The 23,276-nt window shown below is 70.5% G+C and carries 20 protein-coding genes and 4 tRNA genes; 9 read left to right on the top strand and 15 right to left on the bottom strand.

All coding sequences use genetic code 11. The features are described 5' to 3' along the window. Nucleotides 1-248 precede the first annotated feature (248 nt). The 3 genes from ACQEVM_RS02560 to ACQEVM_RS02550 are packed head-to-tail and all read right to left on the bottom strand — an operon-like array spanning nt 249 to nt 1,445. The gene (locus ACQEVM_RS02560) at nt 249-623 is read right to left on the bottom strand and encodes a fluoride efflux transporter FluC (protein WP_433074265.1); all 375 of its coding nucleotides are present in this window, start codon (nt 621-623) and stop codon (nt 249-251) included. After that, the gene (locus ACQEVM_RS02555; protein ID WP_433074262.1) at nt 620-1,090 is read right to left on the bottom strand and encodes a fluoride efflux transporter FluC; all 471 of its coding nucleotides are present in this window, start codon (nt 1,088-1,090) and stop codon (nt 620-622) included. Before ACQEVM_RS02555 ends, ACQEVM_RS02560 begins: the two co-directional genes overlap by 4 nt. A 4-nt stretch (nt 1,091-1,094) precedes the next feature. Continuing rightward, nucleotides 1,095-1,445: a metallopeptidase family protein gene (locus ACQEVM_RS02550; protein ID WP_030012899.1), complete on the bottom strand. Its 351-nt coding sequence runs from the start codon at nt 1,443-1,445 to the stop codon at nt 1,095-1,097. A gap of 103 nt (nt 1,446-1,548) precedes the next feature. Between ACQEVM_RS02550 and ACQEVM_RS02545 the strand changes: the two genes are divergently transcribed. From ACQEVM_RS02545 to ACQEVM_RS02535, 3 genes are all read left to right on the top strand, one after another. Further along, nucleotides 1,549-1,621: transfer RNA gene (locus ACQEVM_RS02545), tRNA-Glu, on the top strand. A 39-nt stretch (nt 1,622-1,660) separates the two neighbouring features. Beyond that, a tRNA-Asp gene (locus ACQEVM_RS02540) sits at nt 1,661-1,734 on the top strand. A gap of 22 nt (nt 1,735-1,756) precedes the next feature. Beyond that, nucleotides 1,757-1,830 (top strand) — tRNA-Phe (locus tag ACQEVM_RS02535). A 40-nt stretch (nt 1,831-1,870) separates the two neighbouring features. On the opposite strand, the gene ACQEVM_RS02530 is transcribed toward ACQEVM_RS02535, so the two are convergent. Continuing rightward, nucleotides 1,871-2,731 (bottom strand): cytochrome c biogenesis CcdA family protein, encoded by an 861-nt coding sequence (locus ACQEVM_RS02530; protein ID WP_433074257.1) that lies wholly within the window; start codon nt 2,729-2,731, stop codon nt 1,871-1,873. Beyond that, on the bottom strand, nt 2,728-3,489 hold the full coding sequence (locus ACQEVM_RS02525; protein WP_433074254.1) for a DsbA family protein: 762 nt from the start codon (nt 3,487-3,489) through the stop codon (nt 2,728-2,730). Before ACQEVM_RS02525 ends, ACQEVM_RS02530 begins: the two co-directional genes overlap by 4 nt. A 609-nt stretch (nt 3,490-4,098) precedes the next feature. Between ACQEVM_RS02525 and hrpA the strand changes: the two genes are divergently transcribed. Both hrpA and ACQEVM_RS02515 read left to right on the top strand, forming a co-directional pair. Continuing rightward, nucleotides 4,099-8,022, top strand: a complete 3,924-nt coding sequence (gene hrpA, locus ACQEVM_RS02520) for an ATP-dependent RNA helicase HrpA (protein ID WP_433074251.1) — start codon at nt 4,099-4,101, stop codon at nt 8,020-8,022. A gap of 69 nt (nt 8,023-8,091) precedes the next feature. Continuing rightward, nucleotides 8,092-8,165, top strand: a tRNA-Asp gene (locus tag ACQEVM_RS02515). Between the two features lie 750 nt (nt 8,166-8,915). Here the strand turns inward: ACQEVM_RS02515 and bldC are convergent. Together bldC and ACQEVM_RS02505 are read right to left on the bottom strand one after the other, a co-directional pair. Beyond that, nucleotides 8,916-9,122, bottom strand: a complete 207-nt coding sequence (gene bldC / locus ACQEVM_RS02510) for a developmental transcriptional regulator BldC (protein ID WP_003949541.1) — start codon at nt 9,120-9,122, stop codon at nt 8,916-8,918. A gap of 546 nt (nt 9,123-9,668) precedes the next feature. Further along, on the bottom strand, nt 9,669-10,523 hold the full coding sequence (locus tag ACQEVM_RS02505; protein WP_433074248.1) for a hypothetical protein: 855 nt from the start codon (nt 10,521-10,523) through the stop codon (nt 9,669-9,671). Nucleotides 10,524-10,728: 205 nt separating this feature from the next. Between ACQEVM_RS02505 and ACQEVM_RS02500 the strand changes: the two genes are divergently transcribed. Together ACQEVM_RS02500 and ACQEVM_RS02495 are read left to right on the top strand one after the other, a co-directional pair. Continuing rightward, on the top strand, nt 10,729-11,823 hold the full coding sequence (locus tag ACQEVM_RS02500; RefSeq protein WP_433074245.1) for a Leu/Phe/Val dehydrogenase: 1,095 nt from the start codon (nt 10,729-10,731) through the stop codon (nt 11,821-11,823). A 288-nt stretch (nt 11,824-12,111) separates the two neighbouring features. After that, nucleotides 12,112-12,381, top strand: coding sequence for a DUF3073 domain-containing protein (locus ACQEVM_RS02495; protein WP_267803333.1), 270 nt, complete (start codon nt 12,112-12,114; stop codon nt 12,379-12,381). 86 nt (nt 12,382-12,467) lie between these two features. On the opposite strand, the gene purM is transcribed toward ACQEVM_RS02495, so the two are convergent. Then, the gene (purM, locus tag ACQEVM_RS02490) at nt 12,468-13,538 is read right to left on the bottom strand and encodes a phosphoribosylformylglycinamidine cyclo-ligase (protein ID WP_053680253.1); all 1,071 of its coding nucleotides are present in this window, start codon (nt 13,536-13,538) and stop codon (nt 12,468-12,470) included. A 136-nt stretch (nt 13,539-13,674) separates the two neighbouring features. Further along, nucleotides 13,675-15,192 carry an amidophosphoribosyltransferase gene (gene purF, locus ACQEVM_RS02485; RefSeq protein WP_433074241.1) on the bottom strand — a complete coding sequence of 506 codons (1,518 nt, stop codon included), beginning with the start codon at nt 15,190-15,192 and terminating at the stop codon, nt 13,675-13,677. A gap of 160 nt (nt 15,193-15,352) precedes the next feature. Here purF and ACQEVM_RS02480 point away from each other — a divergent pair, with 160 nt between their 5' ends. Together ACQEVM_RS02480 and ACQEVM_RS02475 are read left to right on the top strand one after the other, a co-directional pair. Then, nucleotides 15,353-15,448 carry a putative leader peptide gene (locus ACQEVM_RS02480; protein WP_323178891.1) on the top strand — a complete coding sequence of 32 codons (96 nt, stop codon included), beginning with the start codon at nt 15,353-15,355 and terminating at the stop codon, nt 15,446-15,448. A gap of 147 nt (nt 15,449-15,595) precedes the next feature. Then, nucleotides 15,596-17,041: a sulfatase-like hydrolase/transferase gene (locus ACQEVM_RS02475; protein WP_433074238.1), complete on the top strand. Its 1,446-nt coding sequence runs from the start codon at nt 15,596-15,598 to the stop codon at nt 17,039-17,041. A 104-nt stretch (nt 17,042-17,145) separates the two neighbouring features. Here ACQEVM_RS02475 and ACQEVM_RS02470 read toward each other — a convergent pair whose 3' ends face one another. From ACQEVM_RS02470 to purQ, 6 genes are all read right to left on the bottom strand, one after another. Continuing rightward, nucleotides 17,146-17,970: an META domain-containing protein gene (locus ACQEVM_RS02470; protein ID WP_433074235.1), complete on the bottom strand. Its 825-nt coding sequence runs from the start codon at nt 17,968-17,970 to the stop codon at nt 17,146-17,148. Between the two features lie 72 nt (nt 17,971-18,042). After that, entirely contained in the window at nt 18,043-18,834 is a 792-nt protein-coding gene (locus tag ACQEVM_RS02465) for a sterol carrier family protein (RefSeq protein WP_433074232.1), read from the bottom strand. Between the two features lie 23 nt (nt 18,835-18,857). Continuing rightward, nucleotides 18,858-19,733, bottom strand: a complete 876-nt coding sequence (locus ACQEVM_RS02460) for a M23 family metallopeptidase (RefSeq protein WP_433074229.1) — start codon at nt 19,731-19,733, stop codon at nt 18,858-18,860. Next, the gene (locus tag ACQEVM_RS02455; protein ID WP_433074226.1) at nt 19,730-20,218 is read right to left on the bottom strand and encodes an ArsR/SmtB family transcription factor; all 489 of its coding nucleotides are present in this window, start codon (nt 20,216-20,218) and stop codon (nt 19,730-19,732) included. Before ACQEVM_RS02455 ends, ACQEVM_RS02460 begins: the two co-directional genes overlap by 4 nt. 131 nt (nt 20,219-20,349) lie before the next feature. Beyond that, on the bottom strand, nt 20,350-22,599 hold the full coding sequence (gene purL / locus ACQEVM_RS02450; RefSeq protein ID WP_433074223.1) for a phosphoribosylformylglycinamidine synthase subunit PurL: 2,250 nt from the start codon (nt 22,597-22,599) through the stop codon (nt 20,350-20,352). Then, nucleotides 22,596-23,276: a phosphoribosylformylglycinamidine synthase subunit PurQ gene (gene purQ, locus ACQEVM_RS02445; RefSeq protein ID WP_053680243.1), complete on the bottom strand. Its 681-nt coding sequence runs from the start codon at nt 23,274-23,276 to the stop codon at nt 22,596-22,598. Before purQ ends, purL begins: the two co-directional genes overlap by 4 nt.

The following is a 23,276-nucleotide window of genomic DNA, read 5'->3' as shown; positions in this document are numbered from 1 at the left end:
GAGACGGTGCCGCCGGCCGAGGCGGCGGCGTCCTTGGCGTCCACCGAGGCGGAGGGGCCGGGTTTCGCTGCGTTCTCGCCGACGCTCATGCAGCCTGCCGATGCCGCCACCGCGAGCGCGGTGACGGCCAATCGGAGGGAAGCGGACAACTGGCGCACGGGTGGCACCTCCGGGACGGGGAGCAGCGGAGCGTTCCGCATGAGCGGGTCAATGTGCCCAACTCCCCGTACCCCGTAAGAGACACGCCCTCAGCCGAAGAGCCGGCCGGCCACCTGCGAGCCCAGGTGCACGGCGCCCAGCCCCACCAGCACCGACGCCAGGACGTTCGCCGCGGCGAGGAACCGGTCGCCGCGCTCGACCAGTCGCAGGGTCTCGTACGAGAACGTCGAGTACGTGCTGAGCGCCCCGCACAGTCCGGTGCCGAGCAGCGGGCCGAGCCGCGTGGAGGCCGCACCGGCCAGCGTCGCCCCGGCCAGCGTCCCCAACAGCAGGCAGGCGGCGGCGTTCACGAGGAACGTGCCCCAGGGGAAGACCGAGTCGTGACGGCCGCGCACGGCCCGGTCGGTCAGGTACCGCAGCGGCGCCCCGACCACGGCTCCGGCCACCACCAGCAGCCAGTTCACGTGCGCCCCCGTTCCCGCAGCGCCGCCCGGGTCATCGCCGCACCGGCCCAGACCGCGCCCAGCGCGGCCACCACCGTCAGACCGGCGTACGTCAGCGCGGTCCCGACGAGGCCATCGTCGAGCAGCCCGGAGAACTCCAGGGCGTAGGTGGAGAAGGTGGTGAAGCCGCCGAGCACCCCGATACCGAGGAAGGGCCGCAGGAGCGGGTGCGGCGAGGTGCGGCCGTCCTCGGCGACCGCCGCCATGAGCACGCCGATCAGCGCGCAGCCCGCGACGTTGACCCAGAAGGTGTCCCAGGGGAAGGTCCCGGGGGCCGCCGGCCACAGCAGGGCCGCACCGTGGCGCGCCGAGGCGCCGATCGCCCCACCGACCGCGACGGCCGCGAGTACCCGTCCCGGCGGTTCGGTGCTCCCGGGTGGATCGGCGTCCGGGTCGATCGACGCGGCGTCCTCGTCGGTACCGGTCACCGGCTCACCCGTAGCCCAGGGCGTGCAGTCGCTCGTCGTCGATCCCGAAGTGGTGGGCGATCTCGTGGACCACGGTGACCTCCGTCTCCGCGACCACGCTCTCCCGGTCCTCGCACATCCGCAACGTGGGGTTGCGGTAGATCGTGATCCTGTCGGGCAGCACCCCGGCGTACCACTCGCCGCGGTCGGTCAGCGGGGTCCCCTCGTAGAGCCCGAGGAGCTCCGGATCGTCTGCGGGCGGCTCGTCCTCGACGAAGACCGCCACGTTGTCCATCAGCCGCGTGAGCTCCGGCGGAATCCGGTCCAAGGCCTCTGCGACGAGCTCTTCGAACTCCTCGCGCGTCATCTCCAGCACCCCGTCATTGTCGCTCCGGGGGAAACCGTTTTGGCGATAGCTCCCCGGATCCCATATGCTTCTGACGTCCCCGACGCGCTGCAAAGTGCCCGGCGGGCCTTTAGCCCTCATCGTCTAGTGGCCCAGGACGCCGCCCTTTCAAGGCGGTAGCACGGGTTCGAATCCCGTTGGGGGTACGCAAAACCGTGTGCGAGACTTGTTCTCGCACATTGCAAGGACCTGTGGAGCAGTTGGTTAGCTCGCCACCCTGTCAAGGTGGAGGTCGCGGGTTCAAGTCCCGTCAGGTTCGCTGAAGCTCGTAAGAGTTTCGTGGCTGGGTAGCTCAGTTGGTACGAGCGATCGCCTGAAAAGCGATAGGTCGCCGGTTCGACCCCGGCCCCAGCCACAAGGAAGAAGGCCCCGTCCTCGGACGGGGCCTTCTTGCGTCACTCCTCCATCGCCTCCGCCGCGTCCTTCACGTCCGTCGCGCTTCGCAGCGTGCGGCGCCACTGCGTCAGGGCGACCGCCCCCGCGGCGGCGGCGACCAGCCCGAGCAGCGCCCAGTCCGGTACCGCGTCGGCGATCGAGCGGACCCGCTGCTCCACCGCGAACGAGTCGTCCACGTCGAGCAGCCCGGGCAGCGCGCTCGCCCCGTCGTAGATCAGGAACAGTGCGCCCAGGGTGATGAAGAACAGCCCGGACAGCACCGAGGTGGTGTGCAGCCCGAACCGGCCCACCCGGAGGGTCCGGCCGCGCAGCCAGCGCTTGCGGCCCAGCTCGAAGCGGTCCCACAACAGGGCCAGCAGGAACAGCGGCGCGGCCATCCCGAGGGCGTAGACGGCCAGCAGCAGGCCGCCGTAGACCGGGCTGCCGCTGACGGCGGCCACGGTCAGCACGCTGCCGAGGATCGGGCCGGCGCAGAAGCCGGCCAGGCCGTAGACCGCGCCGAGCGCGTACACCGACAGCGCGGTGGTCGGCCGGATCCGTCCGGAGAGTTCCGCGATCCGCCGGGAGGCGAAGCCCAAACCGAGGATCTGCGCGATCCCGAGCGCGATGATCAGCCAGCCGCCGACGAGGACGAGCGTCTCGCGGTTGCCGTGGAAGAACCGGCCCGCGTACGAGCCGGCCGCGCCCAGCGGTACGAGGGTGCTCGCCAGGCCCGCGTAGAAGATCCCGGTGCGGGCCAGCAGCCGTGACGTGGAGTCGATCGAGTACGCGAAGAAGGCGGGCAGCAGCAGGGCGCTGCACGGGCTGAGCAGTGCGAGGAGGCCGCCCAGCAGGGCGGCGAGGTATCCGATGTCGGTCACTGCCCGGCCGCCGCCTCGGCGCGGGCGATGGCGGCCTCGAAGGCGTCGAGGGGCTGCGCGCCGGCGACGGGCTGTCCGTTGACCAGGAAGGACGGGGTGGAGGTGACGCCGATGCGGTAGCCCTCCTCCTGGTCGGCGCGCACCGCCGCGGCGGCCTCCGCGCCGGCCATGTCGCGCTTGAAGCGCTCCAGGTCGGGCACCCCGGCCTCGCGGGCCAGCTCGGTGAGTCGGGCCTCGCCGAAGCCCTTCTCCTTGGCCCCGTCGGTGTAGGCGGCCGTGTGGAACCGTTCGAAGCGGTCCTGTCGGCCCGCCGCCCAGGCGGCCTTGGCGGCGGCCTCGGACTCCGCGCCGAAGATCGGGAAGTTGCGCCACTCGATGCGCAGGGTGCCGGCCTCCACGTACTTCTTCACCAGTTCGGGTTCGGTGTCCCGGGCGAACTTGCCGCAGTAGCCGCACTTGAAGTCGGAGTACTCGATCAGTACGACGGGCGCGTCGGCGCGGCCGACGGCGAGCTTGTCGCCGGCGTCGCGGCGGGCGAGCTTCAGCAGTTCGGGGTTGGCCTGCGGCGCGGGGCGGGCGGAGGCGGAGGCGGCTCCGCCGCCCGTGTCGCCGCGCTCCTCGGGGGCGGTGGCCTGCCAGGAGACCAGGCCGAGGGTGACGGCGGCGACGGCGACCCCGGCCGCGATCAGCAGGGGCCGGTGCGGGGAGGGCTTGCGGGAGGAACGGGAAGAAGAGGAGGGAGAGGGGGAAGGGGACATGCGGGTGCTCCGAAGCTGCGGGGTGCGGGTGGAAGGACGGACCGGCGGAGACGACCGGTCCTCCTAGACCCGCATCACGGACAGCTCCACGGGGCCCGGCGTCGTTCGGTCGGGCCCGCGGACGAGGACCCGTACGGGTGTCGTCCGCCAGGCCGCCGGCTGCTCCGCCGCGACGCGGGAGGCCGGGGCGGCGTGCTGTGGGTCACCGCAGCGGGGCGGCACGGCGGGGACCCTGCCGTGGTCCCCGCCGCCGGGAGTGCAGGAGGGGCCCTGTCCGGAGCCCACCGAGGCGGCGGGCGGCGGTGTCGTGGCGGGGGCCGCAGAGGCGGCCGGTACGAGAGCGGCCGGTACGAGAGCGGTCGCGCGCGCGAAGGTCGTCGTCGCGCCGGCGGCCTTCGGGGGCCGCCCCCGGCCGCCGTCGCCGGGATCCCGGCGAGCAGCACCGCGAGGAGGGCGCCCAGCAGACACCACACTCCCCGGGCGCGGAACATGGCGGGCCTCTCACTCGTACGGCGGGCGGGTTCAGGTGATCTCGTCCCGAAATGGTACGGGGAGGGGGCACAAATGCGTTCGCCACCCGGCACTCCCGGGTGAGATCCTCGACCAGGTATGTCTACTTCCTTCGCCGCCCTGCAGACGCTTCTCGGTGAGATCTCCCTCCGCGACGCGCACCGCCTCGGCCGCCGCCTCGAGGGCGCCCGCCGTATCCGCAAGCCCGAGGCCAAGCAGGCCGTGCTCGACGAGATCGCCGCGGAGGCCGAGAAGGCCGCCGCGCGTCTGGCCGGCCGTGCCTCGCGCAAGCCGGAGATCACGTATCCCGAGAACCTTCCCGTCAGCCAGAAGAAGGACGAGATCGCCGAGGCGATACGCGACCACCAGGTCGTGATCGTCGCCGGCGAGACCGGTTCCGGCAAGACCACGCAGATCCCCAAGATCTGCATGGAGCTGGGCCGCGGCGTCCGGGGGATGATCGGGCACACCCAGCCCCGCCGGATCGCCGCCCGCACGGTCGCCGAGCGGATCGCGGAGGAGCTGAAGTCCGAGATCGGGCAGACGGTCGGCTGGAAGGTCCGCTTCACCGACCAGGTGGACCAGGACGCGACCTTCGTCAAGCTGATGACGGACGGCATCCTGCTCGCGGAGGTCCAGACGGACCGCGAGCTGCGCGCCTACGACACGATCATCATCGACGAGGCCCACGAGCGGTCGCTGAACATCGACTTCCTGCTCGGGTACCTGGCCACGCTGCTGCCCAAGCGCCCCGACCTCAAGGTCGTCATCACCTCGGCGACCATCGACCCGGAGCGGTTCTCCCGGCATTTCGGGGACGCGCCGATCGTCGAGGTCAGCGGACGCACGTACCCGGTGGAGGTCCGCTACCGCCCGCTCCTGGAGGAGGAGGGCGACGACTCCGACCGGGACCAGATCACGGCGATCTGCGAGGCCGTGGACGAGTTGCAGTCCGAGGGCCCGGGCGACGTCCTGGTCTTCCTCTCCGGTGAACGGGAGATCCGCGACACCGCGGACGCCCTGAACAAGCGCAACCTGCGCTTCACCGAAGTGCTGCCGCTCTACGCCCGCCTCTCGCACGCCGAGCAGCACCGGGTCTTCCAGCAGCACACGGGCCGCCGGATCGTCCTCGCGACGAACGTCGCCGAGACCTCGCTGACCGTCCCGGGCATCAAGTACGTGATCGACCCGGGCAACGCCCGGATCTCCCGCTACAGCCATCGCACCAAGGTGCAGCGGTTGCCCATCGAGCGGATCTCGCAGGCCAGTGCCAACCAGCGCAAGGGCCGCTGCGGTCGTACGAGCGACGGCATCTGCATCCGGCTGTACTCCGAGGACGACTTCCTCTCCCGCCCCGAGTTCACGGACGCGGAGATCCTGCGCACCAACCTGGCCTCGGTCATCCTCCAGATGACCGCCGCCGGTCTCGGCGAGATCGAGAAGTTCCCCTTCATCGACCCGCCGGACCACCGCAACATCCGCGACGGCGTCCAGCTCCTCCAGGAGCTCGGCGCCCTCGACCCGGCCGAGAAGGACCACAGCAAGCGGCTCACGCCGATGGGCCGGCAGCTCTCCCAGCTCCCGGTGGACCCGCGGCTGGCGCGCATGGTGGTGGAGGCGGACAAGAACAACTGCGTCCGCGAGGTCATGGTCATCGCGGCGGCGCTGTCCATCCAGGACCCGCGCGAGCGGCCCTCGGACAAGCAGACGCAGGCGGACCAGAACCACGCCCGCTTCAAGGACGAGACCAGCGACTTCCTCTCGTTCCTGAACATGTGGCGCTACGTGCGCGAGCAGCAGAAGGAGCGCGGCTCTTCCTCGTTCCGCCGGATGTGCAAGCAGGAGTACCTGAACTTCCTGCGGATCCGCGAGTGGCAGGACATCTACTCGCAGCTGCGCACGGTCGCGAAGTCGATGGGGATCCACGTCAACGAGGCGGACGCCCCCGAGCAGCACGTGCACATCTCGCTGCTGGCGGGTCTGCTGTCGCACATCGGGCTGAAGGACACCGACAAGAACGAGTACCTCGGCGCGCGGTCGGCCAAGTTCGCGATCTTCCCCGGGTCCTCGCTGTTCAAGAAGCAGCCCAGGTTCCTGATGTCGGCGGAGCTGGTGGAGACCTCGCGGCTGTGGGCGCGGGTGAACGCCAAGGTGGAGCCCGAGTGGGTGGAGCCGCTGGCGCAGCACCTGATCAAGCGCACCTACAGCGAGCCGCACTGGGAGAAGGACCAGGCGGCCGTGATGGCGTACGAGAAGGTCACGCTGTACGGCGTGCCGATCGTCGCCCAGCGGAAGATCAACTACGGCCGGATCGACGCCGAGGTCTCGCGCGAGCTGTTCATTCGCAACGCCCTGGTCGAGGGCGACTGGCGCACGCACCACAAGTTCTACGCCGACAACCGCAAGCTCCTCACCGAGGTGGAGGAGCTGGAGAACCGGGCGCGGCGCCGCGACATCGTGGTGGACGACGAGACCCTCTTCGACTTCTACGACCAGCGGATCCCCGAGCACGTGGTCTCCGGGGCGCACTTCGACTCCTGGTGGAAGCAGAAGAAGCGGGACGAGCCCGAACTGCTCGATTTCGAGCGCGAGATGCTCCTGACCGAGAAGGCGGCCGGGGTCACCAAGGCCGACTACCCGGACTCCTGGCTCCAGGGGCCGTTGAAGTTCCGGGTGACCTACCAGTTCGAGCCGGGCGCGGACGCGGACGGCGTGACCGTCCACATCCCGCTCCAGGTGCTGAACCAGGTCACCGAGGAGGGCTTCGACTGGCAGATCCCGGGTCTGCGGGAGGAGGTCGTCACGGAGCTGATCCGTTCCCTCCCGAAGCCGATCCGCCGGCACTACGTGCCCGCGCCGAACTTCGCGACGCGCTTCCTGACCACGGCGCACCCGATGCAGGAGCCCCTGCACGTGACGCTGGCCCGGGAGCTGCACCGGATGGTCGGAGTGCCGGTGTCCGCCGACGACTTCGACCTGGGCCGGATCCCGGACCATCTGAAGATCACCTTCCGGATCGTCGACGAGCGCCGCAAGAACCTCGCCGAGGACAAGGACCTGGAGGCGCTGCGGCTGAGGCTCAAGCCGAAGGCCCGCCAGGCCCTGTCCAAGGCCGCCGCGGCGACCGCCGAGCGGGCGGGCGGGGAGTCCGTCGAGCGTTCCGGGCTGACCGACTGGACCATCGGGACGCTGAGCAAGGTCTTCGAGACCCGGCGGGCGGGTCAGCCGGTCAAGGCGTACCCGGCACTGGTGGACGCGGGCACGAGCGTCTCCGTACGGCTCTTCGACACGGAGGCCGAACAGCGGCAGGCGATGTGGCTCGGCACCCGGCGACTGATCCTGCTCAACATCCCGGTGAACCCGGCGAAGTTCGCCTCGGACAAACTCACCAACCAGCAGAAGCTGGCCCTCTCACGCAATCCGCACGGTTCCATCCAGGCGCTGTTCGACGACTGCGCGACGGCGGCCACCGACCGGATGATCGCCGCCCACGGGGGCCCGGCCTGGGACGAGGCCGCCTTCCGCAAGCTCTTCGACGCGGTGCGCGCCGATTTGGTGGACACGACCGTGCGGACGGTGGACCAGGTACAGCAGGTGCTGGCCGCCTGGCAGGCCTGCGAGCGGCGCCTGAAGGCCACCAACAGCCTGGCCCTGATGGCGAACGTCCAGGACGCGAAGACACAGCTGGCGGCGCTGATGCCGGCCGGCTTCGTGACGCTGACCGGACTGAAGCGGCTGCCGGACCTCATGCGCTACCTGGTGGCCGTGGACCGGCGGCTCCAGCAGATGCCGACGGGCGTCCAGCGCGACACCACGCGCATGGAGAAGGTCCACGAGATGCGGGACGAGTACCTGTGGCTGCTGGAGCAGCTGCCGAAGGGGCGGCCCGTGCCCGAGACGGTCACCGAGATCCGGTGGATGATCGAGGAACTGCGCGTCAGCTACTTCGCGCACGCGCTCGGGACGGCGTATCCGATCTCCGACAAGCGGATCGTGAAGGCGGTGGATGCGGCCGCCCCCTGACCGGGTTCGACTGCACCCCCTGAGCTGTTGTACAGTCTGATTCGTAACCGCCCAGCGGCTACAAATCAAGGACCTGTGGAGCAGTTGGTTAGCTCGCCACCCTGTCAAGGTGGAGGTCGCGGGTTCAAGTCCCGTCAGGTTCGCAGAAACGTCAGGGCCCGTATCCCTCAGGGGATACGGGCCCTGACGCGTTGACGGGCCCATTCACCGCCGACCCACTTGTCGGCCCATTCACCGCCGACCCACTTGTCGGCCCACTCGCCGGCGCGCGGGCCCTGCGGACGCCGAGTCGGGGGCGGTTGGCCCGTCGATCGCCTGAGGGGCGCGGGGCGGGCCGGAGGCCCCTGGGTCACCTCCCGCGACCGCGAGGCGCGCAGAGGGGCCCTGGAGGCCTTTCCGGGGCCGTCGATCGCCTCGTGCGGCCCATCGACCCCCCACGCGTCACGTTCCCGTTTCATCGCGACCGGACCCCTTGCCGCGTTCGGCCGCATTCTCGCGCCCGGGTCGGCGACCGACGGCCACGTCGGGCGAAATCCCTCGTCCGCATGACGCACCCTGTCGCTCACGTCCCCTTACGGGGTGCATTGCCGGGTGTACAAGAGTGATCAGCTGTGACGGGTGTCACCACATGAGTTTTTCGGACTCGCACATTTATCGCAGTCATACGCCGGCTCGATTTTATATGTGCAATGGCACCCACCCCCGGAGGGCTGCCGAGGACCCTCCGCCTCCGCCGCCCTCCGGGCATAAAAAAGATCGCGCTGGACCCGGCGGAGTCCAGCGCGATCGAACAGCGGAACCTGTTGGGGCAGGCTCTGCTGTTTGAAGCTTTTGGGTTTCATCGGATTGGGGGACCCGATTCAGACCCGGCAAAAAGGTCCTGCTTGCGAGCCTCAGGCCTCGCTGCGCTGCTGCGGAATTCCCGCGAGCAGTGCGCGAACCTCAGCCTCGCGGTAACGGCGGTGTCCACCCAGGGTGCGGATGGACGTGAGCTTGCCAGCCTTGGCCCAGCGGGTGACCGTCTTCGGGTCCACGCGGAACATCGTGGCGACCTCAGCCGGGGTCAGCAGCGGCTCGGCATCAGGGGTGCGAGCGGTCATGAGCGGCCTCCTCGGGAGAACCGAACCATCTCGGTTCTTTCCTCTAAATTCTGCACCTTGGCCCACGTTGCCCGAAATGGACATACGCAGGCCGAGTCGGTTATAGGACGAACGGCTTGTCCTCGGCACTACAACTACACCATCCGTCCAGCCTCGACGGCCAAACCGATGGAATTGCCCTCCGAGGTGTTCATCAGCGGCGGAAGCCGATGGACCGTCCCATAACGGACAGTCACCCCACTGTGACGATCAGTCACAGAGCGATCAGGAGTCGTCAGACCCCCCATAGAGTGCAATACCGAGCATTCCGCCCTTACTTGGACGGAAGGAACCCTCCCCGGACTCCTTGTCCTATTTTGGCACGAGGGTAGGGGAAGGGCGCAAGGGTGTAGATAGTGCGTTCCGTCACGCTTGGGCCAATGGCCCGTATCGGGACGTAGGTCCCGGCACTAAGACCCCAATACCGTGATCAAGGCTCTGATCTGCGACTTATGGCCGATCGGACGATACGGGCGACACGGCGGGCGCGCCAGGGGTCTCCGGTACCTAATTGGCGAACAGTCTCTCCCGGACCGCCCGCCAGCGCTCCGCGAGCTCCCCGTACGTCCGGGCCGCGCCCTCCCGGTCCCCGGCCCGCAGCTCCGCGATCCCCCGCGCCAGATCCCGCGCGGAGCGGTCGGCCGCCAGCCCGGCCTCCGGCAGGGTGTGCGTCAGTCCGCCGTAGTCCAGTTCGACCATGGAGCGCGGGTGGAACTCCTCCAGCCAGCTGCCGACCTCCACCAGACCCTCCGTGAGCATGCCGTACCCCTCCGCCTCGCGCAGGGTCCGCAGCCCCCGGGCGAGCCGACGCCGGGCCTGCACCATCGGGGTGCGGTAGCGCAGCCGCTCGCCCGGGACGTACTCCCGCTCCTCGTCGGCCACCAGCACGAACCACCGCAGCGGGACCTGCCAGACCCCGGTCCGGATCCACGGGCGGCCGTCCGGGTTCCGCTCGCGCCACGCCTCGTACTCCTCGGTCGCCCGAAGGCGGGCGGCCGGGGGGAGTGCCGCGTCCAGCACCGGGCGCGGGAACCACTCCACGAGTTCCTCCAGCGCCAGCCAGCCGCGCAGCCTGGTCCGCCACGGGCAGACCAGCAGGGTCCCGTCCCACTCGGTGGTGAAGGCGTCGGCGCTCTCGTGCCGGGGGACCGCCACCAGGGGCACCCGCACCAAGTCCGCGAGCGACCGGCGCAGTTCGTCCTGGGCGGTCGGGGTGTCGTCGCGCCGGGCGTAGTCGGCCCAGTGCGTGCGCTCCGGTTCGGAGAAGGCCGCCAGTGGCTCGTAGACACGCAGGTAGGAGGCGTAGGGGACGGTCGGTACGGGGCGCGCGGAGGGCGGCCGGGGGTCGGGGGATTCGCTCACGCTCTCGTACTCCCCCGCGCCGGCCGGCGGTACTCCGGCGGGCGCCCGCGAGGTCGTCGGGACCCCGCCCGGGACCCGGGAGTGTTTCGATCCCCGGACAGGACGCCTGCGCGGGCCCCTCAGGTCTTACGCTGCTCCCAGCGCGCCCTCCCCCACCCGCAGGGGGGCGTCTTCCCGCCGCATCTCTTCCATGGGAGTCACCACCGTGACCGAAATGACCGACGGCGTCCTGCACACCCTGTTCCGCACGGAACAGGGCGGCCACGAGCAAGTCGTGCTGTGCCAGGACCGAGCCACCGGCCTCAAGGCTGTCATCGCCATCCACTCCACCGCCCTGGGCCCGGCCCTCGGTGGTACCCGCTTCCACGCGTACGCCTCGGACGGGGAGGCCGTGCTCGACGCGCTGAACCTCGCGCGCGGCATGTCGTACAAGAACGCCCTCGCCGGCCTCGACCACGGCGGCGGCAAGGCCGTGATCATCGGCGACCCGGACCTCCTCAAGAGCGAGGAACTGCTGCTGGCCTACGGCCGGTTCGTGGAGTCCCTCGGCGGCCGCTACGTGACGGCCTGCGACGTCGGCACCTACGTCGCGGACATGGACGTGGTGGCCCGCGAGACCCGTTGGGCGACCGGCCGGTCCCCCGAGAACGGCGGCGCCGGCGACTCCTCGGTCCTCACCTCGTACGGCGTCTTCCAGGGCATGCGCGCGAGCGCCCAGCACCTGTGGGGCGACCCGACCCTGCGCGGCCGCAAGGTCGGTGTCGCGGGTGTCGGCAAGGTCGGCCGGCACCTGGTGGAGCACCTGTTGGAGGACGGCGCGGAGGTCGTCATCACCGACGTCCGACGCGAGTCGGTGCAGGAGATCCTCGACCGGCACCCGGGTCGGGTGACCGCCACCTTCGACACGGACTCCCTGATCCGCACCGAGGGCCTGGACATCTACGCCCCGTGCGCGCTGGGCGGTGCGCTCAACGACGCCTCGGTGCCGGTCCTGACCGCCAAGGTCGTCTGCGGCGCGGCGAACAACCAGCTCGCCCACCCGGGCGTGGAGAAGGACCTCGCGGACCGCGGGATCCTCTACGCCCCGGACTACGTGGTCAACGCGGGCGGGGTCATCCAGGTCGCCGACGAGCTCCACGGCTTCGATTTCGACCGGTGCAAGGCCAAGGCGTCGAAGATCTTCGACACCACGCTGGCCATATTCACACGTGCGAAGGAAGACGGTATTCCGCCGGCTGCCGCAGCCGACCGGATCGCCGAGCAGCGGATGGCCGACGCGCGCGGCGCCGTCGCGGTCTGAGACCTTCCGGGCCCCTTGGGACCCGCCGGAGACGCAGAGGAGACGGAACTCACTGCCCTTCGGCGGGTCGCCCGCCAGGAAAGGGTTAAAATCGCAGCTGACCAGCGAGTACGGGGTGTCTCGTTGGTACTGCATCGGCGCGCGTGATGCGGGCGGCGTACCGTATGGCCGCTGAAGCAGGTACCGTTGAACCCCTACGGACGGTCTCTCCACGGAGAGCCCGCTCCGAACCATGAACGCGTGTCAGACTCTGGGGCCGTCGAGCCCCGTCACCGAGGGGGTCGAGCCATGGGGCGCGGCCGGGCCAAGGCCAAGCAGACAAAGGTCGCCCGCCAGCTGAAGTACAACAGCGGCGGGACTGACCTCTCGCGTCTGGCCAATGAGCTGGGCGCATCGCCGACAGAGCCGCTGCCCGTCAGCGCGCCGGTCGAGGTCGATGACGATCTGGATGATGACGAAGACGACCCGTACGCCAAGTACGCGGCTCTCTACAACGGCGATGACGACGAGGACGAGGACGATGAGTCCGGTCCTTCGGCTCAGCGCCGCGGCGCTTGACGCTCTGTACGTCGACGTCTGCAAAAAGTCTCAAAAGTAATGAAACCCGGTCCGGGGCATCGCCCCGGACCGGGTTTCAGTGCTGCTCAGCTCGCGTAGGAACCGGTCAGGGTCGCGCCTTCGGTGTGGTCGCCCCGGTCCAGGATCTCTCCGGCGACCCAGGCGTCCACGCCCCGGTCGGCCAGTGCCGTCAGGGCCACGTCCACCGACTCCTGCGGGACCACGGCCATCATGCCGACGCCCATGTTGAGCGTCTTCTCCAGCTCCAGGCGCTCCACCTGTCCGGCCTTGCCGACCAGGTCGAAGATCGCGCCGGGGGCCCAGGTCGCACGGTCGACCGTGGCGTGCAGGTGATCCGGGATCACCCGCGCCAGGTTCGCGGCGAGGCCGCCGCCGGTGATGTGCGAGTACGCGTGGACCTCGGCCGTGCGGGTGAGGGCGAGACAGTCCAGCGAGTAGATCTTGGTCGGCTCCAGCAGCTCCTCGCCGAGGGTCCGGCCGAGCTCCTCGACGTGACCTTCCAGGGGCATCCCGGCGCGGTCGAGGAGGACGTGCCGGACCAGCGAGTACCCGTTCGAGTGAAGACCGGAGGAAGCCATCGCGATGACGGCGTCCCCCGTACGGATGCGATCCGCGCCCAGCAGCCGGTCGTACTCGACGACTCCGGTGCCGGCGCCCGCCACGTCGAAGTCGTCGGGGCCCAGGAGACCGGGGTGCTCGGCGGTCTCGCCGCCCACGAGGGCGCAGCCGGCGAGGACGCAACCCTCCGCGATGCCCTTCACGATGGCCGCGACACGCTCGGGGTGGACCTTGCCGACGCAGATGTAGTCCGTCATGAAGAGCGGCTCGGCGCCGCAGACGACGATGTCGTCCATGACCATCGCGACCAGGTCGTGGCCGATGGTGTCGTACACGCCGAGGCGGCGGGCGATGTCCACCTTGGTGCCGACGCCGTCGGTGGCGGAGGCGAGCAGGGGGCGCTCGTAGCGCTTGAGGGCGGAGGCGTCGAAGAGGCCGGCGAAACCGCCGAGGCCGCCGAGGACCTCGGGGCGCTGCGTCTTCTTCACCCACTCCTTCATGAGTTCGACGGCGCGGTCGCCCGCTTCGATGTCGACACCTGCTGCTGCGTAGCTGGCACCGGTGGTCTTCTCTGTCATGACAGGAGAGAGCTTTCGTGTCGTTACTGCGGGTGGTGCACAGCCCTGGGAGAAGCTTGAAAGACAGGGCCGGGCGCAGGTCGAGCTGGGGCCGAGCCGGTCCGACCCGACCTGGTGGGGTCGGGTCGGACGAGGGCTACGGGCGCCGGAGCGCGTCGGCGGCGTCGGTACCGCCGGCGAGTTCGGTCTCCAGGAGCTGCTTGCCGAGGAGCTGCGGGTCGGGCAGTTCCATCGGGTACTCGCCGTCGAAGCAGGCACGGCAGAGGTTCGGCTTCTGGATGGTGGTCGCCTCGACCATCGCGTCGAGCGAGATGTACGAGAGCGAGTCGGCACCCATCGACGTGGCGATCTCGTCGACCGTCATGCCGTTCGCGATGAGCTCGGCCCGGGTGGCGAAGTCGATGCCGAAGAAGCACGGCCACTTCACCGGCGGCGAGGAGATCCGGATGTGGACCTCCGCCGCGCCGGCCTCGCGGAGCATCTTGACCAGGGCGCGCTGGGTGTTGCCGCGGACGATCGAGTCGTCCACGACCACCAGGCGCTTGCCCCGGATGACTTCCTTGAGCGGGTTGAGCTTGAGGCGGATGCCGAGCTGGCGGATCGTCTGCGAGGGCTGGATGAAGGTCCGGCCCACGTAGGCGTTCTTGACCAGGCCGGAGCCGTACGGGATCCCGCTGGCCTCGGCGTAGCCGACGGCGGCGGGCGTGCCGGACTCCGGCGTCGCTATCACCAGGTCGGCTTCGACCGGGGCTTCCTTGGCGAGGCGTCGACCCATCTCGACACGCGAGAGGTAGACGTTCCGGCCGGCGATGTCGGTGTCCGGGCGCGCCAGGTAGACGTACTCGAACACACAACCCTTGGGCTTCGCTTCTGCGAATCGGGAGGTGCGCAGGCCGTTCTCGTCGATCGCGATGAGCTCGCCCGGCTCGACCTCGCGGACGAAGCTGGCGCCGCAGATGTCGAGGGCGGCGGTCTCGCTGGCGACCACCCAGCCGCGGTCCAGGCGGCCGAGGACCAGCGGGCGGATGCCCTGCGGGTCACGGGCGGTGTAGAGGGTTCCCTCGTCCATGAACACGAGCGAGAACGCACCCTTGACCAGAGGGAGGACCTTGGTGGCCGACTCCTCGATGGTCAGGGGCTTGCCCTCGTCGTCGACCTGGCCGGCCAGCAGGGCGGTGACCAGGTCGGTGTCATTGGTGGCCGCCACCTGGGTGGCGCGGCCGTCCTGACGGGGGAGGTCGGCGACCATCTCGGCGAGCTCGGCGGTGTTCACCAGGTTGCCGTTGTGACCCAGGGCAATGGAGCCGTGGGCGGTCGCGCGGAAAGTGGGCTGCGCGTTCTCCCAGACGGAGGCTCCGGTGGTCGAGTAGCGGGCGTGACCGACCGCGATATGACCTTGGAGCGAGCCGAGAGAGGTTTCGTCGAAGACTTGGGAAACGAGGCCCATGTCCTTGAAGACGAGGATCTGGGAACCGTTGCTCACAGCGATTCCCGCGGACTCTTGTCCGCGGTGCTGCAGCGCATACAGTCCGAAGTAGGTGAGCTTGGCGACCTCTTCACCCGGAGCCCAGACACCGAAGACGCCGCAAGCGTCCTGGGGGCCCTTTTCGCCGGGGAGCAGGTCGTGGTTGAGTCGTCCATCACCACGAGGCACGCTTCCGAGTGTAGGCGAGATCGACCACTGGTCCGAATTGGGGACGGCCCGTAAAAGTCACAGTGCGGACAGTCGGGTAACCCGTGCGGAGGGTGACTGTCTCGATATCCGGAATGCCCTGGTTGACAGCCCGTCGTCGATTCGTACAAGCTTCCGGCTCATGCAGCCTCTCGGTGACCGCACCGTCACCCTCGTCGAGCGCCGGCACGTGGACCTCGTCCGTGTCGCGAGCGCCATCTGTTGTTGCAGGGCGTAGTTCCGCCCCGCGCTCCGGCGCGTCTTTTCTGATTCTCCCGGCGCCTCTCGCCGATTTCCCCCGCAGTGCCTTTTCGCTCGCCCCAGCCCGTTCCGCCGTGCCGTGCGCCGTCGGGGGCGGGTGGGCGGGCCATGCCCTGGAGCACCCGTGACCTCGTCTGAATCCCACCTGTCCCGACGCGCCTTCGGCGGGGCGGTCGGCGTGAGTGCCGCCGCCGCGGCCTTCGGGGCGGGGGCCGCCTCGCCGGCAGCCGCGGCACCCGCCTCCGCTCCCGCCGACGCCCGGCACGCGGGCCCCGAGGAGCGGGAGTTCAAGGCCGCCCGGGGACGTCACTCCCGGCGGCCGAACATCCTGTTCATCCTCGGCGACGACCTCGGCTGGGCGGACCTGTCCTCCTACGGGTCCCCGCACATCGAGACCCCGAACCTGGACCGGCTCGCCCGCCGGGGAGTCCGGTTCACCGACGCCTACTCCGGCTCCGCGACCTGCTCGCCGACCCGCTTCAGCCTGTACACCGGGCGCTACCCGGGCCGCACCAAGGGCGGGTTGGCCGAGCCGATCGCCGACAAGTCCGTCGGCCTGGAGCCCTCGCACCCGACGCTGGCCTCGCTGCTCAAGGGGTCCGGCTACGCGACCGCGTTGATCGGCAAGTGGCACGCCGGGTACCTGCCGGACCACAGCCCCACCCGGTCCGGCTGGGACGAGTTCTTCGGCAACTTCGGCGGGGCCCTGGAGTACTACTCCAAGCTGGGCCTGGGCGGGGAGTACGACCTCTACGAGGGTGACGCCGAGTACAAGGACCTGCGCTACTACACGCGGATCCTCACCGAGCGGGCGAGCGAGTACGTGTCCCGCGACCACCACGGCAAGCCGTGGCTGCTGAACCTCAACTTCACGACCCCGCACTGGCCTTGGATCGCCGACGGCGACACGGAGGACAGCGCCGAGATCGTCCGCCGGATCAAGGCGGGCGACGGCCGGGCCCTGTGGCACCAGGACGGCGGCTCGGTGGAGAAGTACAAGGAGATGGTCGAGGATCTCGACCGTTCGATCGGCGAGGTGCTGAAGGCCCTGAAGCGCTCCGGCCAGGAGGAGGACACCCTGGTCGTCTTCTCCAGCGACAACGGGGGCGAGCGCTTCTCGTACAACTGGCCGCTCTCCGGCAACAAGGCCTCGCTCCAGGAGGGCGGGATCCGGGTGCCGACCATCGTGCGCTGGCCGGCGCGCCTGGACGGCGGACAGGTCAGCCACGTCCCCGTGTTCAGCCCGGACTGGACGGCGACCCTGCTGGAGCTGGCCGGTGCCCGGCCGGACCGCGCGTACCCGCTCGACGGGGTGAGCCTGGCCGGATACCTGCTGCGGGGCGAGCGGATCGCGGAGCGGAACCTGTTCTGGCGGGTACGGGGCGAGCGGGCGCTGCGCCGCGGGGACTGGAAGTACTACCGGGGCAGGGCCGGCAAGGACCAGCTGTTCAACCTGGCCGGGGACGTCCGCGAGCAGGCCGACAAGGCGGCCGTGGAGCCGGCCAGGCTGGCCGAACTGCGGGCGGCCTGGGAGAAGACGGACGCGACGCTGCTCCCGTACCCGGCCTGATCCGTCCGTCCCCCGCCTGATCCCTCGGGGCGCGGAGGCCGCCGGCGGGCCCGGCCCGGCCGGTGTCCACAGGCTGTGGACACCGGCCGGGCCGGGGGCGGGGGTCATTCGACGGCGGAGGCCGCCTTGGCTCCCATGCCCTTGCCACTGCCGTCGGTGGCGGTGAGGGTCAGGGTGTCGCCCTGGACGCGGTGTTCGAGGGGGCCACTGGCGAACAGCGCGGTCAGCGCGCGTTCGACGTCGCCGGCCGGGCCCGTGCAGGCCATCCGTGTCGCGGTCAGGGGCCCGAGGGTGATCCGGGAGCCCTCGACGACGGCCTTGGAGGAGAACCGGTTGCAGCCGAGGGTGCCACTCACGGCGCCGTCGGCGGCGATGGTGAACCGGGCCTTGCCCGCCGCCTCGGCGGGCAGCGAGGACACCGACGTGCCCTGGATCAGGGAGTCCGCGCTCCAGTCGGTGGCGGTGAGCGGCGCGTCCGGGGTCCGGGGCTTCGTGGTCAGGGAGATGGTGTTCCCGTCAGCGGTCTTCAGGGTGAGCTGCTCGGGCTTGCTCTCGATCGTGAGCGCGCCCCGGAAGAGCTTGGCGAACGCCGTCTCGAACTTGATGTCCGGGCAGGCCATCGCGGTCCTGGAGCCGGGTTGGACGTTCATGGTCGAGCCCTTGATCTCCACCTTGGCCGACAGGCCGTTGCAGCCGTAGTTGCCCGTGGCCTCGTAGGGGGCCTCGGCGCCGATGGCCAGTCGGGCCGCTGCGGGCGCGGTCAGGGTCTTCCCGTCCACGGTCACGCTTTCCACGGACCAACTCGTCCCCGGGAGACCCGGTGAGGGATCCGGGCCGGAGGGGGTCGTCTGGTCCGCGCAGGCGGTCACCGCGGTGGTGACGGTGACAGCGAGCGTGAGGGCGGCGAGGACGTGCCGTTGCTGACGCATGCACCTGGGACGGGCGAGGTGCCCGGACGGTTCCCTTCCGCCCGCCGTCCGATCCTCCGGGGAGGGTTTCCCTCAGCTCATCAGCGGGAGCAGCGGGCCCAGATCGGCCCGTTCGCCGCTCGCGCTGAGCCGTGCCTCGTCCAGCGCCTCTTCCCAGGTCGTCCGGCCCGTGGCGAGCCGGATCCAGGTCAGCGGGTCGGTCTCCACCACGTTGGGCGGGGTGCCCCGGGTGTGCCGGGGCCCCTCCAGGCACTGGACCACGGCGAAGGGCGGGATCCGAAGCTCCACCGAACCCCCGGGGGCCTTGTCCGCGAGGGCGTCGGCGAGCAGCCGGGTGCAGGCGGCGAGGGCCTGCCGGTCGATCGGGATGTCCAGGCCGGCCGCCCGGTTCAGGTCGTCGGTGTGGACGACCAGCTCCACGGTGCGGGTGACCATGAACGGCCCGAAGGCCATCGCGCCGACCCGCAGCCCGAGCAGCCGGCCGTCCGGGACCACCCTCAGCAGTTCGGCGAGCCGCGTCGCCGACTCCTCGTAGAGCGGGCCGAGTTCCTCGCCGGCGGCGGTCTCCCGGGCCAACTCGTCGATCTGTCCGGCGACCCCCGCCGTGGCGAAGGGCCAGTTCCGTACGGTCAGATCGGCTTCGGCCGGTTCGGGCCGCGCCACCGCCTCGGGGATGGAGCGGATGATCCACGCGATGTGCGCGGCGAGGTCCCGTACGGTCCAGGCGCCGAGGTGCGTGGGACGGGCCGACTGCTCGGGGGTCAGCGTCGCCACGGCTGCGGCGACGTGGCCGAACTGTGCGGTGACGGCCGCGCGGATCTTGGCGGAGTCGTAGGTGCGCGGCTTCTTCCGGGCGGTCGGCATGGGGCCGACCCTATCCGGCGCGCTCAACCCGGGAATCCGCCCCGGACCACGCCCTGGTCGGTGTCGCCGGCGGGGGCTTCGGCGGGGGTGTCGACGGCGGCTTCGAAGGTGGCGCCGTTCGCCGGGAGGCCCACCCCGCGCCAGGTGAAGGGCAGGCCCCGGGCCGTCTCCGGGTGCGCCCCGTCCATCAGGTGGAAGTGGACGTGCGGCTCGGTGGAGTTGCCCGAGTTGCCGCAGGCGGCGAGGACCTGTCCGGCGGACACGCGCTCGCCGGCGCGGACCGTGAGCGAGCCCCGACGCAGATGCCCGTACACGGCGTACGCGCCGTCGCCCAGGTCGAGCACCAGGTGGTTGCCCAGGATCGCGCCGGGCCCGGCGAACTGCCGGATCTCCGCCTCGATCAAGATCAGGTAGAGCATGCCGGGCAGGGAGGTGCGCGTCAGGTGGTCGCGGCGCCCGTCGCCCGCCCGGACCACCACCGCGTCGGCGACCGCGTACACAGGTGCGCCGAAGGCCGGGTAGGAGCGCGGGCTGCGCGCGGGTGGCCAGAACCAGGTCGCCGCGGGGCGCGGTCGCTCCTTCGGCTCGGCCACGACGTCGATGGCGAAGGCCTGCCCCATGAGGTGGGTGCCGTGGCTCGGGACCTTGTCCGCCGGGCTGTTGTGGGCGAGCCAGCGTCCCGCGACCGGCGGCTCGATCTCCCGCGCGGGGACGTCGACGTGCGGTGACCGGGCCGCGAGCCGGTTGGCGCAGAACAGGAGCACCCCGCCGGCGGGCGCCGGGGCGAGGACGAGCAGGAGCGGGAAGGGGAAGCCGAGGGCGAAGTCGGTGACCATCAGGGCGACGAAGCCGATCAGGCAGGCGCGGTACAGGCCCATCAGCACGGTGACCCGGTTCACGGCGTGGCCGCCGCGAACAGGACGAGCAGCGGTACGACGCGGGAGGCCGGCACCTCGTGGCGGCCGCGGCCGGTGGTGTGCAGCCAGCCGGTGGCGGTGAGTTGGCGCAGGTGGTGGTAGACCTGTCCGCTGGTGCCGACCCCGTCGAGGTCGGTCAGTTCGGTGGCGGTGCGCCGGCCGGCGAGGATCTCGCGGAGCAGCCGGACGCGTACGGGGCTGCCGAGCGCGGCCAGGGCCTCGGCGGTGCGCTGCGGATCGACCTCGTCGCCGAGCAGGCCCTGCGTGGTGTGGGCCTGCTGCCACTGGTAGTGCTCGCCGGTGGGCAGTGTCGCGGCGCCGGTGAACAGCACGCCGTCGACGCCCCGGTCCTTCCAGCCCTCCAGGGCCCAGAAGGTCCCTTCCGCCGGAGGTGGTTCGGGGGTGTCGCGTTCTTCGAGCGCGGACAGCCGGCGTTCCAGCTCCGTGACGCGTTCTTCGAGGCTCATGGACCGAGATTACGAGACTACGTAATCACGTAAAAGCGTGAATCCGGCCAGGCGCGAGGGGAGACCGGCCGAACGACCGAGCCCCCGCCCGGAGGACTCCGGACGGGGGCTCGACGAAGCGGCGGGCGGGATCAGGCGAGCAGCGCCGGGATCGTCGCCTCGTGAGCGGTCCGCAGCTCCGCGAGCGGAATCGTGAACTCGCCCTGGATCTCGATCTCCTCGCCGTCCACCACGCCGATACGGGCGGCCGGCAGGCCCCGCGCACCGCACATGTCGGTGAAGCGGAGCTCCTCGCTGCGCGGGACGGCCACGACGGCCCGGCCCGCGGACTCGGAGAACAGGAAGGTGAAGGCGTCCAGGCCCTCGGGCACCACGATCCGCGCACCGTTGCCGCCGCGCAGGCAGGACTCGGTGAGCGCCTGGATCACGCCGCCGTCGGACAGGTCGTGCGCGGCGTCGATCATGCCGTCGCGCGAGGCCGAGATGAGGATCTCGCCGAGCAGCTTCTCGCGGCCCAGGTCGACCTTCGGCGGCATGCCGCCGAGGTGCTGGTGCACGACCTCGGACCACGCCGAGCCGCCGAACTCCTCGGCGGTGTCGCCGAGCAGGTACAGCAGCTGGCCGGCCTCCGCGAACGCCATCGGCGTACGGCGGTTGACGTCGTCGATCACACCGAGGACCGCCACGACCGGGGTCGGGTGGATCGCGGTCTCGCCGGTCTGGTTGTACAGCGAGACGTTGCCGCCGGTCACCGGGGTGCCCAGCTCCAGGCAGCCGTCCGCGAGACCGCGGGTGGCCTCGGCGAACTGCCACATGACGCCCGGGTCCTCGGGCGAGCCGAAGTTGAGGCAGTCGGAGATGGCGAGCGGCTTGGCGCCGGTCGCGGCGACGTTGCGGTACGCCTCGGCCAGCGCGAGCTGCGCGCCCGTGTACGGGTCGAGCTTCGCGAAGCGGCCGTTGCCGTCGGTGGCCATGGCGACGCCGAGGTTGGTGTCCTCGTCGATGCGGACCATGCCGGCGTCCTCGGGCTGCGAGAGCACCGTGTTGCCCTGGACGAAGCGGTCGTACTGGTCGGTGATCCAGGACTTGGAGGCCTGGTTCGGGGAGGACACCAGCGCCAGGACCTGCGCGCGGAGCTCCTCGGAGGTCTGCGGGCGGGGCAGCTTGCCCGCGTCGTCGGCCTGGAGGGCGTCCTGCCACGCGGGGCGGGCGAACGGACGGTTGTAGACCGGACCCTCGTGGGCGACGGTGCCCGGGGGCACGTCCACGATCTGCTCGCCGTGCCAGAAGATCTCCAGGCGCTCGCCGTCGGTGACCTCACCGATGACGGTGGCGATGACGTCCCACTTCTCGCAGATCTCCATGAAGCGGTCCACGTGCTGCGGCTCGACGATCGCGCACATGCGCTCCTGCGACTCGCTCATGAGGATCTCCTCGGGCGAGAGCGTCGCGTCGCGCAGCGGGACGGTGTCCAGCTCGACGCGCATGCCGCCGGAACCCGCGGAGGCCAGCTCGCTCGTGGCGCAGGAGAGCCCGGCGCCGCCGAGGTCCTGGATGCCCGCGACCAGCTTCTCCTTGAAGATCTCCAGGGTGCACTCGATGAGGAGCTTCTCCTGGAACGGGTCGCCGACCTGCACGGCCGGCCGCTTGGTCGGCTTGGTGTCGTCGAACGTCTCCGAGGCCAGCACGGACACGCCGCCGATGCCGTCGCCGCCGGTGCGGGCACCGTAGAGGATGACCTTGTTGCCGGGGCCGGAGGCCTGGGCGAGGTGGATGTCCTCGTGCTTCATCACGCCGATGCAACCGGCGTTGACCAGCGGGTTGCCCTGGTAGCAGGCGTCGAAGACGACCTCGCCGCCGATGTTCGGCAGGCCCAGACAGTTGCCGTAGCCGCCGATGCCGGCGACGACGCCCGGCAGGACGCGCTTGGTGTCGGGGTGGTCGGCCGCGCCGAAGCGGAGCGGGTCCACGACCGCGACCGGGCGGGCGCCCATCGCGAGGATGTCGCGGACGATGCCGCCGATGCCGGTGGCCGCGCCCTGGTAGGGCTCGATGTACGACGGGTGGTTGTGCGACTCGACCTTGAAGGTGACCGCGTAGCCCTGGCCGACGTCGACGACGCCGGCGTTCTCGCCGATGCCGACGAGCATGGCGTCGTTCTCCGGGACCTTCTCGCCGAACTGCTTCAGGTGGACCTTGCTGCTCTTGTACGAGCAGTGCTCGGACCACATGACCGAGTACATGGCGAGCTCGGCGCCCGTGGGACGGCGGCCGAGGATCTCCCGGATGCGGGCGTACTCGTCCTCCTTGAGGCCGAGTTCCTTCCACGGCTGGGAGGCGTCCGGGGTGTCGGTGGCGTGCTTGACGGTGTCGAGGCTCATGCGCTGACCAGCTTCTTCAGGACCGAGGTGAAGAACGGGAGACCGTCGGTGCGGCCCGTCCCGATCAGCGGTTCCACCGCGTGCTCGGGGTGCGGCATGAGGCCGACGACGTTGCCCGCGGCGTTGGTGATGCCGGCGATGTCGCGCAGCGAACCGTTCGGGTTCCCGTCCAGGTACCGGAAGGCCACTCGGCCTTCGGCCTCCAGTTCGTCCAGCACCCGCTCGTCGGCGGTGTAGCGGCCGTCCATGTTCTTGAGCGGTACGGAGATCTCCTGGCCGGCGGTGTAGTCGCCGGTCCACGCGGTCTCCGCGTTCTCCACGCGCAACTTCTGGTCGCGGCAGATGAAGTGCAGGTGGTTGTTGCGGAGCATCGCCCCCGGCAGCAGGTGGGCCTCGGTGAGGACCTGGAAGCCGTTGCAGATGCCGAGGACCGGCATGCCGGCCCTGGCCTGCTCGATGATGGTCTCCATCACCGGCGAGAAGCGGGAGATGGCCCCGGCGCGCAGGTAGTCCCCGTAGGAGAAACCGCCCGCGAGGACGACCGCGTCGACCTGGTGCAGGTCCTTGTCGCGGTGCCACAGCGAGACCGGCTCGGCTCCCGCGATGCGGATGGCGCGCAGCGAGTCACGGTCGTCGAGCGTTCCGGGGAACGTGACGACTCCGATGCGAGTGGTCAC

The sequence above is a fragment of the Streptomyces sp. CA-243310 genome (assembly GCF_050936775.1).
Classification (GTDB): Bacteria; Actinomycetota; Actinomycetes; order Streptomycetales; family Streptomycetaceae; genus Streptomyces.
The sequence above is the reverse complement of the archived record's forward strand: the minus strand, read 5'-3'. Positions and strand labels throughout refer to the sequence as shown.